The organism is Azohydromonas sp. (genome assembly GCF_035325925.1).
GTDB lineage: Bacteria > Pseudomonadota > Gammaproteobacteria > Burkholderiales > Burkholderiaceae_C > Calidifontimicrobium.
Window position 1 is genome coordinate 1 of the sequence record NZ_DAOKZA010000021.1, and the last position, 14134, is coordinate 14134.

Here is a 14134-nt window from a genome sequence, read left to right on the forward strand (position 1 = left end):
GCGATGCCGCCGCCGGTGCCGCCGAGCGTGAAGCTCGGCCGGATGACGACCGGAAAGCCCGTGCCGCCGGTCTGCGCGGCGATGCGCTCGCGCACCGACTGCGCCTCCTCCCAGCTGTGCGCGATGCCGCTCTTGGCAGAGCCCAGCCCGATCGAGGTCATCGCGTCCTTGAACTTCAGGCGGTCCTCGGCCTTCTCGATCGCGTGCTCGTTGGCGCCGATCATCTCGACGCCGTGCTTGTCGAGCACGCCGTGGCGATGCAGGTCGAGCGCGCAGTTGAGCGCCGTCTGCCCGCCCATCGTCGGCAGCACCGCGTCGGGCCGTTCCTTGGCGATGATGCGCTCGAGCACCTGCCAGTTGATCGGCTCGATGTAGGTCGCGTCGGCCATGCCCGGGTCGGTCATGATCGTCGCGGGGTTGCTGTTGACGAGCACGACACGGTACCCCTCCTCGCGCAGCGCCTTGCACGCCTGCGCGCCGGAGTAGTCGAACTCGCAGGCCTGGCCGATGACGATCGGGCCGGCACCGATGATCAGGATGGTCTTCAGGTCGGTGCGCTTGGGCATCTCAGTGTTTCTCCATCAACGCCACGAAGCGGTCGAACAGGTAGGCGATGTCGTGCGGGCCGGGGCTGGCCTCGGGGTGTCCCTGAAAGCAGAACGCCGGGCGGTCGGTGCGCGCCAGCCCCTGCAGCGTGCCGTCGAACAGGCTGACGTGGGTGGCACGCAGGTGTGGCGGCAACGAGCCCCCATCGACGGCGAAGCCGTGGTTCTGGCTGGTGATGCTCACCCGGCCCGAGTCGAGGTCCTTCACCGGGTGGTTCGCGCCGTGGTGGCCGAACTTCATCTTGAAGGTCTTCGCGCCCGAGGCCAGCGCCATGATCTGGTGCCCCAGGCAGATGCCGAAGGTCGGGATCCCGGTGTCGACCAGCGCGCGCACCGCGTCGACCGCGTAGCCGCACGCCTCGGGGTCGCCCGGCCCGTTGCTCAGGAAGATGCCGTCGGGCTCGAGTGCCAAGGCCTGTGCTGCCGGCGTGTGCGCCGGCACCACGGTGACGCGGCAGCCGCGGCTGGCGAGCATGCGCAGGATGTTGAACTTGACGCCGAAGTCGTAGGCGACGACGTGGAACCGCGGCGCGTCGAGCGCGCCGTAGCCGCTGCCGAGCCGCCACTCGGTCTGCCCCCAGGCGTAGGGCTCGCGCACCGAGACCACGCTCGCGAGGTCGAGCCCGGCCATGCTCGGCGCGCCGCGCGCCGCGGCGACCGCCTCCTCGAAATGACCGGGAGTCAACGCGGCGCCCGCCGGCAGCGCGACGATGCAGCCGTTCTGCGCCCCACCGGTGCGCAGGATGCGCGTCAGCCGGCGCGTATCGATGCCGGCCACTGCCACGGTGCCCTCGCGCTTCAGGAAGGCGTCGAGCGCGTCGGACTGGCGGAAGCTCGACGCACGCAGCGGCAGGTCCTTGACGATCAGGCCGGCAGCGTGCACCCGGGCCGCCTCGACGTCCTCCTCGTTGACGCCGGTGTTGCCGATGTGCGGATACGTCAGCGTGACGATCTGCCGGCAGTAGCTCGGGTCGGTGAGGATTTCCTGGTAGCCGGTCAGCGCGGTGTTGAACACCACCTCGCCGACCGTGGCGCCTTCGGCGCCGATCGAGGCACCCTGGAACACCGAGCCGTCTGCGAGGGCGAGCAATGCGGGGGGCAGGACGGGCAGCAAGGCGGGACTCCGTGGTGGGCGGGCGCCCGCCGCGCCGTCGGCGGCCGCGCAGCAGCCCGCGCGGATCGCCCGCGCGGGTCGGGGGTCAGGCCGGGGGTGGTTGCTGCGAACGCGGCGCGCGTCCAGGGGCGGGCAAACCCGCAAATTATAGCGGCCGGGCCGAGGGCATCAGCCGAGTGCAGCGATGCCGGCGCGCGCGATCTGCGCGTCCTCGCTGGACTTGACGCCGCTGACGCCGACCGCGCCGACGCAATCGCCGCCGACGACGATCGGCATGCCGCCTTCGAGCATGGCCTCGAGCCCGGGCGCACTGAGGAACGAGTGGCGACCCTGGTTGATCATCTCCTCGTACGATCGGCTCTCACGCCGCCCCAGCGCGGCGGTGCGCGCCTTGGCCGGCGCGATCTGCGCCGAGATCGGCGCCGCGCCGTCCAGGCGCTGCAGCCACAGCAGGTGGCCGCCGTCGTCGGCGATCGCGATCGTCACCGCCCAGCCATGGCGCGTCGCCTCGGCCTCGGCGGCTGCCGCGACGCGGCGCACGTCGTCGAGCGTCAGGCAGGACTTTTGCTTCATCGCAGGTACCTCGTGTGTCGGTTCGTCGGCGCCACTGTAGTGCAGCCGCCGACGGTGCCGGCCCGCGCGACATCACCGATGCCCGAGCGAACCGCTCGGGAACCTAGAATGCGTTTCCGGGTCAGAGCCCGCTATCGTCCACCCCCTGAGTCCCGGAGGTCCAATGAACGAAAGAGTCCAGCCCGTCTTCACCGGATACGCCCAGCCGGGTGCACTGGCCGAGCAGCGCAACCGCGTGCTGCGCAACACCTACTGGCTGCTGGCGCTGTCGATGGTGCCCACCGTGCTGGGGGCGTGGATCGGCGTGACCACCGGCATCGTCGCCGCGATGGGCGTGGGCATGAGCGCCGTCGTCTTCCTCGGCGGCGCGTTCGGTTTCATGTTCGCGATCGAGAAGTTCAAGAACTCGTCGACCGGCGTGCTGCTGCTGCTGGGCTTCACGTTCTTCATGGGGCTGATGCTGTCGCGCCTCGTCGGCATGGTGCTCGGCCTGAGCAACGGCGCGACGCTGATCATGTACGCCTTCGGCGGCACCGCGGCGATCTTCCTCGGCATGGGGGCACTGGCCACCACGATCAAGCGCGACCTGTCGAACATGGGCAAGTTCCTGTTCGTCGGCGCGATCCTGCTGCTGGTGGCCGGCATCGCGAACATCTTCTTCCAGTCCGGCGCGCTGATGATCACGCTGGCGGTGCTGGCGATCGGAATCTTCTCGGCGTTCATGCTGTACGACCTCAAGCGCATCATCGACGGCGGCGAGACGAACTACGTCACCGCGACGCTGGGGCTGTACCTGAGCCTGTACAACGTGTTCCAGAGCCTGCTGATGCTGCTCGGCATCTTCGGCGGCGACCGGGAATAAGGGCGCTTCGCGCCGTGACGACGGGGCCGCAAGGCCCCGTCGGCGTTTTCAGAGCCGGTCGAAGACCGCGAGGCTCTCGACGTGCGCCGTGTGCGGGAACATGTTGACGGCGGCTGCGGCGCTGCAGCGCCAGCCGCCCTGGTGCACCAGCAGCCCGGCATCGCGCGCCAGCGTCGACGGGTTGCAACTGACGTAGACGATGCGTCGCGGCGGAGTCCAGCCGACGGGCGCATCGCGCTGCAGATCGACCAGCGACTTGACCAGCGCGAACGCGCCCTCGCGCGGCGGGTCGACGAGCCAGCGCGCCGCGGCACCGAGCTCGGCGAGCGCGACGGCATCGATCTCGAACAGGTTGCGCGCCTCGAAGCGCGTGCGCGGCGCCAGGCCGTTGCGCGCCGCGTTGTCGCGCGCGCGCTGCACCAGCGCTGCGCTGCCCTCGACGCCCAGCACCTCGCCGCCCAGCCGCGCCAGCGGCAGCGCGAAGTTGCCCAGCCCGCAGAACCAGTCGATCACCCGCTCGCCGGGCCGCACGCCGAGCAAGCCCAGCGCACGCACGACCAGCACGCGGTTGACCGCGTGGTTCACCTGCGTGAAGTCGGTCGGCCGAAACGGCATCACGACGCCGAACTCGGGCAGGGCGTAGGCCAGTTCGGGCCCGTCGTCGTCGAGCCGGTGCACCGTCTCGGGGCCCTTGGGCTGCAGCCACCATTGCACGCCGTGCTCGCGCGCGAAGGCGCGCAATCGTGCGAGGTCGCCCGCCCCCAGCGGCTCGAGGTGACGCAACACCAGCGCGACCACCACGCCGTCGGCGGCGTCGCCGACCGCGACCTCGATCTGCGGCACGCGGTCGCGTGCATCCATCGTCGCCACCAGCGCGCGCAGCGCCGGCAGCAGCGCGCTGACCGCGCCCGGCAGCACCTCGCAGCGGGACATGTCGGCGACGTAGCTCGACTTGCGCTCGTGGAAGCCGACCAGCACCCCCCCCTTCTTCGGCACGTGACGCACCGACAGCCGAGCGCGACGCCGGTAGCCCCAGGCGGGCCCCTCGATCGGGCGCAGCACACGCTCGGCGCGCACCTTGCCCAGGTGCCACAGCTGGTCCTCGAGCACGCGCTGCTTGACCGCGACCTGCGCGGCAGGGTGCAGGTGCTGCATCTTGCAGCCGCCGCAGGCGCCGGCGTGCAGCCCGAAGTGCGGGCACGCGGGGCGCACGCGCTGCGCGCTCTCTCGCTGCAGCGCCGACATCACCGCCTGCTCCCACTGCGCCTTGCGCCGCGTCACGCGCACCTGCACGCGCTCGCCGGGCAGCGCGCCCTCGATGAACACCACCTTGCCCTGCGCGTCGTGCGCCACGCCCTGCGCGTCGAGGTCGAGCGACTCGACCTGCAGCCACTCGTCGTCTGCCGTCATGCGCGGCGATTATCCCGGCCTCCAGGCCGGTGGTTCAGAACACGGAATCGCGGTCGACGCCGTGGCGCGCCATGCCTCGGCGCAGCTTCAGCAGCGCCTCCTGCTGGATCTGGCGCACGCGCTCGCGCGTCAGCCCGAGGCGCTCGGCCAGCACCTCGAGCGTCTCGGGCTCGCGTTCGGCCAGCCCGAAGCGCCCCGCGACCACCTCGCGCTCGCGCTCGTTGAGCTGCGCCAGCCCGGAGCCGATCAGCTGCGCCAGTTCGTGGTGCAGCATCGCTCCGGCGGGGTCGTCGGCCTGGTCGTCGACGACCTGGTCGAGCATCGACTCGACGCCGTCGCGCTCCAGCGGCGCGTCGAGCGACGCCGGGTGTTCGGCATAGCTCAGCAGTTCGGCCACCTCGGCGGGCGTGCGCTCGGTGGCCGCGGCGATCTCCTCGACGCTGATCGCGCGGTCGCCGGCCGCGGGGTCGCGACCGTCGCGCGCCTCGAGCGCGCGGCGTGCCTTGAGCACCTGGTTGAGCTCGCGCACCACGTGCACCGGCAGGCGCACCAGCCGCGCCTGCTGCATGATCGCGCGCTCGATGCTCTGGCGGATCCACCACGACGCGTAGGTCGAGAAGCGGAAGCCGCGCTCGGGCTCGAACTTGGCGATCGAGTGCATCAGCCCGAGGTTGCCCTCCTCGATCAGGTCGCCCAGCGGCAGTCCTCGACCGAGGTAGTTCTTCGCGATGCTGACGACCAACCGCAGGTTGTGCTCGATCATCGCCTGGCGGGCATCGAAGTCGCCGGCGCGCGCGCGCACCGCGGTGTCGTACTCCTGCTGCGGGGTGAGCAGCGGCGCACGCCGGATGACGCGAAGGTAGGCCTGCAACGCATCGGCGGCGTCACCGGCATCGGCGAGCAGCGCCGCGGGGTCGGCCGTGGCGCCCGCTGCGGCATCGGCGAGCGCGTCGCCGTCGACCGGCGCAGTGGGTGGCTCGTCGCGCCCGTTGCCGCCCCGCTCGTGTGACATCCGGGTGCGGGGCATGGCGGGACAGGTGTGACGGCGTGCCGCGGCCTAACGCGGCGGCAGCAGCTTGGACGGATCGATCGGCCGACCCTGGCGACGGATCTCGAAGTGCAGTTGCACCCGCTCGGCGTCGGTCGACCCCATCTCGGCGATCTTCTGCCCGCGGCGCACGACCTGGTCCTCCTTGACGAGCAACGACTGGTTGTGGGCGTACGCGCTGAGGTAGGTGTTGTTGTGCTTGACGATCACCAGGTTGCCGTAGCCGCGCAGACCGGCGCCCGAATACACCACGCGGCCGTCGGCGGCGGCGAACACGGGGTCGCCCGCCTTGCCGAGGATCGACAGTCCCTTGTTGCGGGCGTCGTCGAAGGGCGACGCGACCGGGCCAGCAGCCGGCCAGGTCCAGGCGATGTCTTCGTCGGGGTCGCGCGACGCGGGCGGCGCAGTCGTCGTCGGCGCCGTGGCGACGACCGCCGGCGCCGCGGCGCCCGACCCCACCGGCTGTGTCACCGCGCCGGCGCTCGCGGGCGCGGTGCCCTGCGTGGTGGCGTTCGGCGCCGCGGACGACGCCGGCGGGGTCGACGCGGCCGGCGCCGGCGCGGTGGCCTGGGCACGCGCCGCTGCGGGCGCTTCGGTCGGTGCCGTGACACGCAGCACCTGCCCGACCTCGATCACGTTCGGGTTCTCGAGGTTGTTCCAGCGCGCGATGTCGCGCCAGTTCTGGCCCGTCTCGAGGCCGATGCGGATCATCGTGTCGCCCGGCTTGACGGTGTAGTAGCCCGGCTTGCCCGCGTGCTCGGCGCCGGGCAGCGGCGCCGCCTGCCCCGGCGACACCGCGAGCGCTTCGGCCGCGCCGCTGGGCACCGGCGCGGCAGGGGCGCGCGCGGTCGGTGCGCGGGCCTCGACCGGTGCCTGGCGATGCGGCGAGGCGCAGCCCCCGACGAACATCGCCAGTGCGATGGCGACCGGGGCCCAGCCTCTGCGTGAAGTCTGTGTCATGCCCTGCAATCTGCCTTCGTCAGAAGACGCCGGATTGTAGGGGGACGAACTGCACCGCCTCGTGCGCCTGCCGACGCAGCCCGCGCTCGTCGCGGTCGACGACCACCAGCACCTGACCACCGCCGATGGCGCGCAGCGGCGCCACCAGGCGCCCACCCACCGCGAGCTGGTCGAGCCAGGCGTCGGGCAGCGCCTCGCCGCCTGCGGCGGCGATGATCGTGTCGTACGGCGCGTTCGGCGGGTGGCCCATGCGGCCGTCGCCATAGACCAGGCGCACGTTGTCGCGCGGCTGCGAGGCCAGCAGCTCGCGCGCCTTGTCGTGCAGCGCGCGCAGCCGCTCGATCGACACCACCTGGCGCGACAGTCGCGCCAACAGCGCCGCCTGGTAGCCGCAGCCGGTGCCGATCTCGAGCACGCGCCCCAGCGAGCCGCCGGCGGCCGCGTTGCGGCCGTCGAACAGCAGCTCGAGCATGCGTGCGACGACCGACGGCTTCGAGATCGTCTGCGCGTGGCCGATCGGCAGCGCGGTGTCCTCGTAGGCCTGCGGCACCAGCGCCGTGTCGACGAAGTGGTGACGCGGCACCGCGGCGAACGCCGCGAGCACCGCCTCGTGGCGCACGCCGCCGGCGCGCAGTCGCTGCACCATGCGCTGGCGCACGCCGCTGGAGTCGAGCCCGACGCCGGCGGGTGCATCGGCGGCCGTGCGCGCCGCCGGCGCGGCGGTGCGCCGCGTCGCCGACGCCGGCGAGGAGGAGATCCGGTCGAGCGACAGCGGAAATCGCGGCGCGCGGCCGCTCACCGCCGGCCCTCGACGACGTCGCGCCAGTGCGGCAGCGCCTCGTGGTCGGTCAGGTCGACCTGCAGCGGGGTCACCGAGACGAGGCCGGCAGCGACGGCGTGGAAGTCGGTGCCTTCGCCGCCTTCGCGCGCGTCGCCGGCCGGGCCGATCCAGTAGATCGTCTCGCCGCGCGGGTTGACCTGGCGGATCACCGGCTCGCTCGCGTGGCGGCGCCCCAGCCGCGTCACCCGGCGCGCGAGCCGGTCGGCGTCGGCGCGGTTCGGGATGTTCACGTTGAGCAGCCACGGCCCCGGCGCCGGCGGCGCGGCCAGCACCTGCTCGACCACCTGGCGTGCCACGCGCGCCGCGGCGTCGAGGTGCGCCCAGCCCTTTTGCACCTGCGAGAACGCGATCGCCGGGATGCCGAACAGGTAGCCCTCCATCGCCGCGGCGACGGTGCCCGAGTACAGCGTGTCGTCGCCCATGTTCGCGCCGTTGTTGATGCCCGACAGCACCAGGTCGGGGCGCTGCGGCAGCAGCCCGGTGAGCGCGACGTGCACGCAGTCCGACGGCGTGCCGCTGACCACCTGCGCGCCGTTGCCGGCGCGGAACACGGTCAGCGGGCGGTTCAGCGTCAGCGCGTTCGACGTGCCGCTGGCGTTCTGCTCGGGGGCGATGACGTCGACCTCGCCGAGGCCTTGCATCGCCTCGACGAGGGCGGCCAGTCCGGGAGCGAGGTAACCGTCGTCGTTAGCGATGAGGATGCGCATGCGCGACGATTGTAGGAGCCGTCGCCGAGGTGACGGCCGCCGCACCGCGGCTGCCTATCATCGCGGCTTCGACGACGACACCGGGAGACCGACGATGCAAGGCTGGCTGTGCGAGACGCTCGACGGAGTCGACGCGCTGCAGTGGCGCGAGATGCCCACGCCGCAGCCGCAGGCGGGCCAGGTGCGCGTGGCCATCCACGCCGCCAGCCTGAACTTTCCCGACCTGCTGATCGTCGAGGGCAAGTACCAGATGCGCCCGCCGTTGCCGTTCGTGCCCGGCAGCGAGTTCTCGGGTCGTGTCGACGCGGTGGGCCCGGGCGTCGAAACGCCGCGCGTCGGCGACGCGGTGGCGGTGATCGGCAGCCACGGCGGCTTTGCGACGCACGCGCTGGTCGACGCGTCGCGCGTGATCCCGCTGCCGCCGGGGTTCGCGCTCGACGACGCCGCGGCCTTCGCGTTCACCTACGGCACCGCTCACCACGCGCTGATCGACCGCGGCCAGCTGCGCGCCGGCGAGACGGTGCTGGTGCTCGGCGCGGCCGGCGGCGTCGGCACCGCCGCGGTGCAGGTCGCCAAGGCCGCGGGCGCGCGCGTCATCGCCGCCGCGTCGAACGCCGACAAGTGCGCGCTGTGCCGCGAGATCGGTGCCGACGAAACGATCGACTACGGCCGCGAGGACCTGCGCGAGCGCCTGAAGGCGTTGACCGGATCGCGTGGCCTCGACGTCGTCTACGACCCGGTGGGCGGCGCGCTGGCCGAGCCGGCGCTGCGCGCGGTGGGCTGGCGCGGGCGCTACCTGGTGATCGGCTTCGCCGGCGGCACGATCCCGGCGCTGCCGTGGAACCTGCCGCTGCTCAAGGGCAGCTCGATCGTCGGCGTGTTCTGGGGCGAGTTCGTGCGCCGCGAACCGCAGGCCTTCGCGGTGGCGATGCGCGAGCTGGCGCAGTGGCACGCGCAGGGCAAGGTCAAGCCGGTGATCGACCAGCGCCTGCCCATGAGCGCGCTGCGCGACGCCTACGCGCGCATGGCCTCGCGCCAGGTGCGCGGCAAGGTGCTGCTGGTCAACCGATGAGCGCCCGCTGATCCGCCTTCGGCCCCTGCCCCCCGGGTTTCGCAGGGCCCTTTCGGTTCCCTGGGCGCACAACCCCAGCGCCCCGGCAAGGCGCTTGTGTCTCGGCGAAGCTTGGCATCGCCGTGAAGTGCCGCCGCAGCCCGGGCCGGATCCTCGGCTGGTCGCTTGAAGCCATGCGGTTCGTCTGTCGCGGCTTCCACCAACGACGGTGGAGCCACAGCGTAAAGTCACCCACGCTCACGCCTCAACGCGCCGCACCAGCGAGGCACCGAACCCCTGGCACCGCCAGGGTGGCCGCATCAATCGCTGCTGACGTTCAGCCAGGCCCAAGGGGCGAGCGACCTCGCCGCCGATCACCTGATCGCGCCGATCTCGTGCAGTGGCGCGTCGTGCTCGATGCGGGCCAGTCTCGGCAGCCCTTCGGCACGCGAATCACGAAACTGCGAAACGAGCGGAGCGGACCCACGCTCCGGGGCCGGGTCCGATGCGCGATGAGGTGCGGTTCTCGCGCCGAGGGCCTGGCTGACGTCGTCAGGCGTGCGCGGCGGCAGCGACGGATGGGTCGGGTCGCGTGCCTCGCGCGCCGCGCGTCACCGTCAAGCCGAGCGTCGCGGCGAGCAGCAGCAACAGCGTCGAGGGCTCCGGCACAGGCTGCGCGGTCGGCGCGAAGCTATCCCGGTAGTTGCTCCCGGACGCCGAGCGGATCGTGTACGGCACGGACTCCCCGTTCCAGGTGACGTCGGCGATGCCGTCCCAGTAGATGGAATTGCCGGCGTCGAACAGCATCGAGGCAGAGCCGCCGGAGTCGGCGGCCTGCAAGCCGACGCCGGCCTGGGTCACGGCCGCGGTCCGCATGCCCAGTCCGAACTCCAGCCCGAACACGAAGCCGAGCCCGTAGCGGGCGCGGGCCTCGTAGCTGCCCGGGGCGACCTCGACGACATCCAGGTTCCCGCAGTACAGACCAGGAGTCGACCAGTTGCCCAGGTAGATGTTGCAGCCATCCCCGACCGTTTGAAGGCCGCTAGCCAGATAGGCGTCCCAATAGGTCGAGAAGCTGACCGTGCCGGCATTGGAGACGTTGGTTCCGCGCACATCCTCCAGGAAGGCCGCGCTGAAGGTCAGCAGCACGTCGAACCAGAGCACGCCGTTGTCACCCGTCGGGGCGACTGTGCTGTCGATGGTCAGGGTGTCAAGGAAGGACGCGCGTGCCGTCGCGCTGGCGCCGATGCCGCCAGCGCTCTGCCCGCCTTGGATGTCCCAATTCACGCTGGCGTTGGCGACGAGCTTGCCGAAGCCATAGCCGGCCTCGGCCCGGGCGTCGGCGGACCGCGTGTAGCCGGGCCCCGATTCCAACGCCGCGTCCTGTTCGAGCGGGGTGGCCAGGTCCGCCTCCACAACCACGGCCACGGCGTGCGCGGATGGCATCAGGCCCGGCGCAAAGCCGGCCGCTGCAAGGACACCGGCGACGAGAACAGCACTCAGTTGACGCATGCTTCCCCCTTTGTGGTTGACCGCGGACTCGGTGACCCGCGCCGCCGGGCGCAAGCAAGAAAAGCGCCAATGCAGCGTCGATTGATGAAGTTGATTCGAATCAAGGACTTGGTGTCCGTCACGGATTCGATGAGGCCACGCGTGTCAAGAAGTCCGACAGCGCAGGATCTCGCTGTCGGGCATACTGTCGCGAAGGGAAACAGCCATCGCGGCCCATCCTGTGGCCCGTATCCGCGACCTCGATCGCCGGGCTTTGGTTCGCTCGCTGCTCGCAGCGGTGGGGCGCACGGAGCACGATCCACGCAGGCGAGCGGCACCGCGGTATGGCGCCGCCGCGCGCGTCCATGCGCTACAGTGCGCGGCGTCGGAGTCGCCGGCCGAGCGCCGGCCCCGTCGCCTGCGGCGCCGCATCGGCGCGCGGCGGACTCCGCGAGGGATGCACGCATGGCCGTCAAGGTGCTGATCGTCGAGGACAACCCGGTGGCGCGCAGCTTCCTGTGCCGGGTCGTGCGCGAGAGCTTCAGCGACCCGATCGCGATCGTCGAAACCGCCGACCTCGAGTCCGCGCGCCGGCAGATCGAGCTCACCGGCGGCAGCGACGGTTTGCACGGCACCGACCCGTTCAAGCTGATCCTCGTCGACCTCGAACTGCCCGACGGCAACGGCATGGAGCTGCTGTCGGCGCTGACGCAGTACCCGGCGACGAAGATCGTCACCACGCTGTACTCCGACGACGACCACCTGTTCCCCGCGCTGCAGTGCGGCGCCGACGGCTACCTGCTCAAGGAAGATCGCTTCGAGGTGCTCGTCGAGGAACTGCAGAAGATCGTGCGCGGGCAGCCGCCGCTGTCGCCGGCCATCGCGCGGCGGCTGCTGATGCACTTCCGGCCGTCGAACCCGGGCGACGGCGCGGCGCCGGCGCCGGGGCTGTCGAGCAGCGCAAGCTCGGCCGCGCGGCCGGTCGCGATCGGGCCGGCGCCCGAGCACGAGCGCCTGACGCCCCGCGAGACCGAGGTGCTGACCTACCTCAGCAAGGGCTTCACGATCAAGGAGATCGCGAGCCTGATGGGCATCAAGTGGTTCACCGTCAACGACCACATCAAGTCCATCTACCGCAAGCTCAACGTGTCCAGCCGCGCCGAGGCGGCGGTGCTGGCGACCAAACACGGGTTGGTCTGACCGACCATCCTGCGCGGCGATGGCCGCCGACAGCCCCACGTTGACCCCCTCGCCGCGCGCCGTGCCGGCCGGTGGTGGGATCGAAGCGTCCTGGTGGCTCGGCTGGCGGCTGCGCGTGCTGCTGCTGGCGATGCTGGCGTTTGCCGTCGGCCTCGTCGTGCTCGTCAGGATGCTCGCCGTCGAGCCGCACGTGGCGGCGCAGTGGCGCGCCGACGCCGCCGGGCGGCTGCTGCTGCTCGACGCCCACGACCGCGCGCTGGCCGCGCGTCGCGGCCAGCCGGTGAACGCGCTCGTCGTCGCCGGCGCGTCGCCGGTGCCGCTCGACGCGCTGGCGCTGCAGCACCTGCCGCGCTGGCTGCCCGACGACGCGGCCCGCGAACGCCGGCTGCGTCAGGAACGCGCCTGGCGCGCCGCGCTGGCCGGCGGCGCTGCCGTGCTGCGCTTCGCCGACGGCGGCGAGGCGAGCGTGCGCGCCGCCGCCAGAGGCCTGGGCGGCATCGGTCTCGCGTTCTGGCCGCTCGCCGCGCTTGCCGCGCTGCTGTGGGCCGGGGGATGGGTCATGCTGCTGGCGCGCCTTCAGTGGCGGCTCGCGCCCTACCTGGCGCTGGCGTGGGCGCAATCGGCGGCGTTGCTGCTGCTGGCCGTCGCGTCGGTGCCCGGGCCCGGCGTCGCGCTCGGCCTGGGCGGATCGATCGGCAAGGCGCACGCCGCGCTCGACCTGATCGGCGCCGCGGCCGCGGTGCACGGCGCCGCGATGCACCCGCGGGTGCTGGCGCGTGCGAGCGTGCTGGCCGCCGCCGCCTGGGCGGTGGCGCTGGCCGTGGCCGCGCTGGTCGCTGCCGGCCGGGTCGCCCCGTGGGACGGCGCGCAGCCGGCGATGCTCGCGCTCGGCGTCTGTGCCGTGGCGCTGCTCGGCTTCAGCCATGCACGGCGACCGCACCCGGTGGCGCCGGTGCTGCAGCGCTTCGGCGCGATCGCCGTCGGCGCGCTCGCGCTGCTGAGCGTGGCCGCGCTGGTGCAGCCGCGGCACGGCGACACCCTCGCACCGCTGCCGCTGGTGGGCGTCTCGGCGTGGCACGTGTTCGTCGCCGCGCTGCTGCTGGCGCTGCCGCTGCTGCCCGTCACGCGAAGGCCGCTGCGCGAGTTCGTGCTGATCGCCGGGGTGGCGGCCGTCGCGATGGCGATGCAGCTGCTGTTCGGCCCGCTGTTCGACCTCGACGCGCCGACGTCGGTGGCCGCGGCGATCGGCGCCGCGCTGGCGCTGTACGCCGGCGCGCGGCGATGGCTGGCGCGCCCGCTGGCCGGCCCGCGCGGCCCCGACCCGGTGCGCATGTTCGACCACCTGCTGCAGGCCGCGCGCACGATCGAGTCGCAGCCACGCGGCGGCGTCCAGGCGCTGCGGGCGCTGTGCGTCGCCCTGTTCGACCCCGGCGAGGTCGTCGTCTCGGCCGACGCGCCTCGTGGCGCGCGCGTGCGCGGCGGGGGGGCGACGCTGGTGGTGCCGGTGCCCGCGTGGGTGCAGGGTGGCGACGCCGGCGCGCGCGCGCTGGTGCTGAGCCACGCGCAGCGCGGCCAGCGCCTGTTCACGCGCGGCGACATCCGGCTGGCCGAGCGGGCGCTGGCGCAGCTGGCGCGTGCCGTGAGCTTCGATGACGCCGTCGAGCAGGGACGCCGCGAGGAGCGCGTGCGCCTGGCGCAGGACCTGCACGACGACATCGGCGCGCGGCTGCTGACGCTGATGTACCAGGCGCCGACGCCGCAGATGGAGGACTACCTGCGCCACACCCTGCAGGACCTGAAGACGCTGACCCGCGGTCTCGCGGCGTCGGGGCGCGGGCTCGACGACGCAGGCGCCGAGTGGAAGACCGACCTCGGCCAGCGCCTGCAGGTGGCGCACGTCGAGCTCGCGTGGTCGCTCGCGGCCGACCGCGAGGTCGAGCTCGGCGTCGTCGCCTGGTCGGCGCTGACGCGGCTGCTGCGCGAACTGGTGACCAACGTCATCGCGCACGCGCACGCGACGCGCGTCGACGTCGAAATCGCCGTCGACGGCGCGCACCTGACGCTGCAGGTCACCGACGACGGCGACGGCGGCGACCCGCGCGGCTGGGCCGCCGGCCTCGGGCTGTCGAGCGTGCGCAAGCGCGTGCGCCAGCTCGGCGGCAGCGTCGAGTGGTGCACGGTGCCGCCGCAGGGCATCCGCTGCCGCGTCGTCGTGCCGCTGCCGGCGGCCAGCGTCGCGGCGGCGCCGCGCGACGACCCGCCGCGCTGACGC

General features: G+C 72.7%; 12 protein-coding genes and 1 pseudogene. 4 read left to right on the forward strand and 9 right to left on the reverse strand.

The features are described from left to right. The 3 genes and pseudogenes from carB to PKC53_RS09735 form a co-directional block, all read right to left on the reverse strand. Window positions 1-566 (reverse strand): annotated as a pseudogene (carB, locus tag PKC53_RS09725) (carbamoyl phosphate synthase large subunit); the annotation flags it as partial. A gap of 1 nt (window position 567) precedes the next feature. Then, a complete protein-coding gene (gene carA / locus PKC53_RS09730; protein ID WP_324428282.1) occupies window positions 568-1719 on the reverse strand; it encodes a glutamine-hydrolyzing carbamoyl-phosphate synthase small subunit in 1152 nt (383 codons plus the stop codon). A 168-nt stretch (window positions 1720-1887) separates the two neighbouring features. Further along, entirely contained in the window at window positions 1888-2292 is a 405-nt protein-coding gene (locus PKC53_RS09735) for a heme-binding protein (RefSeq protein WP_324428283.1), read from the reverse strand. A 163-nt stretch (window positions 2293-2455) separates the two neighbouring features. Between PKC53_RS09735 and PKC53_RS09740 the strand changes: the two genes are divergently transcribed. After that, on the forward strand, window positions 2456-3154 hold the full coding sequence (locus tag PKC53_RS09740; RefSeq protein ID WP_324428284.1) for a Bax inhibitor-1/YccA family protein: 699 nt from the start codon (window positions 2456-2458) through the stop codon (window positions 3152-3154). Window positions 3155-3202: 48 nt separating this feature from the next. Here PKC53_RS09740 and rlmD read toward each other — a convergent pair whose 3' ends face one another. Genes rlmD through surE form a run of 5 tightly spaced genes read right to left on the reverse strand, consistent with a single transcriptional unit; the run spans window position 3203 to window position 8120 of the window. Then, window positions 3203-4564 carry a 23S rRNA (uracil(1939)-C(5))-methyltransferase RlmD gene (rlmD, locus tag PKC53_RS09745; RefSeq protein ID WP_324428285.1) on the reverse strand — a complete coding sequence of 454 codons (1362 nt, stop codon included), beginning with the start codon at window positions 4562-4564 and terminating at the stop codon, window positions 3203-3205. A gap of 34 nt (window positions 4565-4598) precedes the next feature. After that, entirely contained in the window at window positions 4599-5591 is a 993-nt protein-coding gene (gene rpoS / locus PKC53_RS09750) for an RNA polymerase sigma factor RpoS (protein WP_324428286.1), read from the reverse strand. A 30-nt stretch (window positions 5592-5621) separates the two neighbouring features. Continuing rightward, the gene (locus PKC53_RS09755) at window positions 5622-6572 is read right to left on the reverse strand and encodes a peptidoglycan DD-metalloendopeptidase family protein (protein WP_324428287.1); all 951 of its coding nucleotides are present in this window, start codon (window positions 6570-6572) and stop codon (window positions 5622-5624) included. Between the two features lie 19 nt (window positions 6573-6591). Then, on the reverse strand, window positions 6592-7371 hold the full coding sequence (locus tag PKC53_RS09760) for a protein-L-isoaspartate(D-aspartate) O-methyltransferase (protein WP_324428288.1): 780 nt from the start codon (window positions 7369-7371) through the stop codon (window positions 6592-6594). Continuing rightward, entirely contained in the window at window positions 7368-8120 is a 753-nt protein-coding gene (gene surE / locus PKC53_RS09765) for a 5'/3'-nucleotidase SurE (protein WP_324428289.1), read from the reverse strand. The genes PKC53_RS09760 and surE overlap by 4 nt, the downstream gene beginning before the upstream one ends. Before the next feature lie 94 nt (window positions 8121-8214). On the opposite strand from surE, the gene PKC53_RS09770 reads away from it, so the two are divergent. Continuing rightward, the gene (locus tag PKC53_RS09770; RefSeq protein WP_324428290.1) at window positions 8215-9192 is read left to right on the forward strand and encodes an NADPH:quinone oxidoreductase family protein; all 978 of its coding nucleotides are present in this window, start codon (window positions 8215-8217) and stop codon (window positions 9190-9192) included. A 531-nt stretch (window positions 9193-9723) separates the two neighbouring features. Here PKC53_RS09770 and PKC53_RS09775 read toward each other — a convergent pair. Next, entirely contained in the window at window positions 9724-10683 is a 960-nt protein-coding gene (locus PKC53_RS09775) for a PEP-CTERM sorting domain-containing protein (RefSeq protein ID WP_324428291.1), read from the reverse strand. A gap of 444 nt (window positions 10684-11127) precedes the next feature. Here PKC53_RS09775 and PKC53_RS09780 point away from each other — a divergent pair, with 444 nt between their 5' ends. Then, on the forward strand, window positions 11128-11862 hold the full coding sequence (locus tag PKC53_RS09780; RefSeq protein WP_324428292.1) for a response regulator transcription factor: 735 nt from the start codon (window positions 11128-11130) through the stop codon (window positions 11860-11862). 40 nt (window positions 11863-11902) lie between these two features. Continuing rightward, entirely contained in the window at window positions 11903-14131 is a 2229-nt protein-coding gene (locus PKC53_RS09785) for an ATP-binding protein (RefSeq protein WP_324428293.1), read from the forward strand. Window positions 14132-14134: the final 3 nt, after the last annotated feature.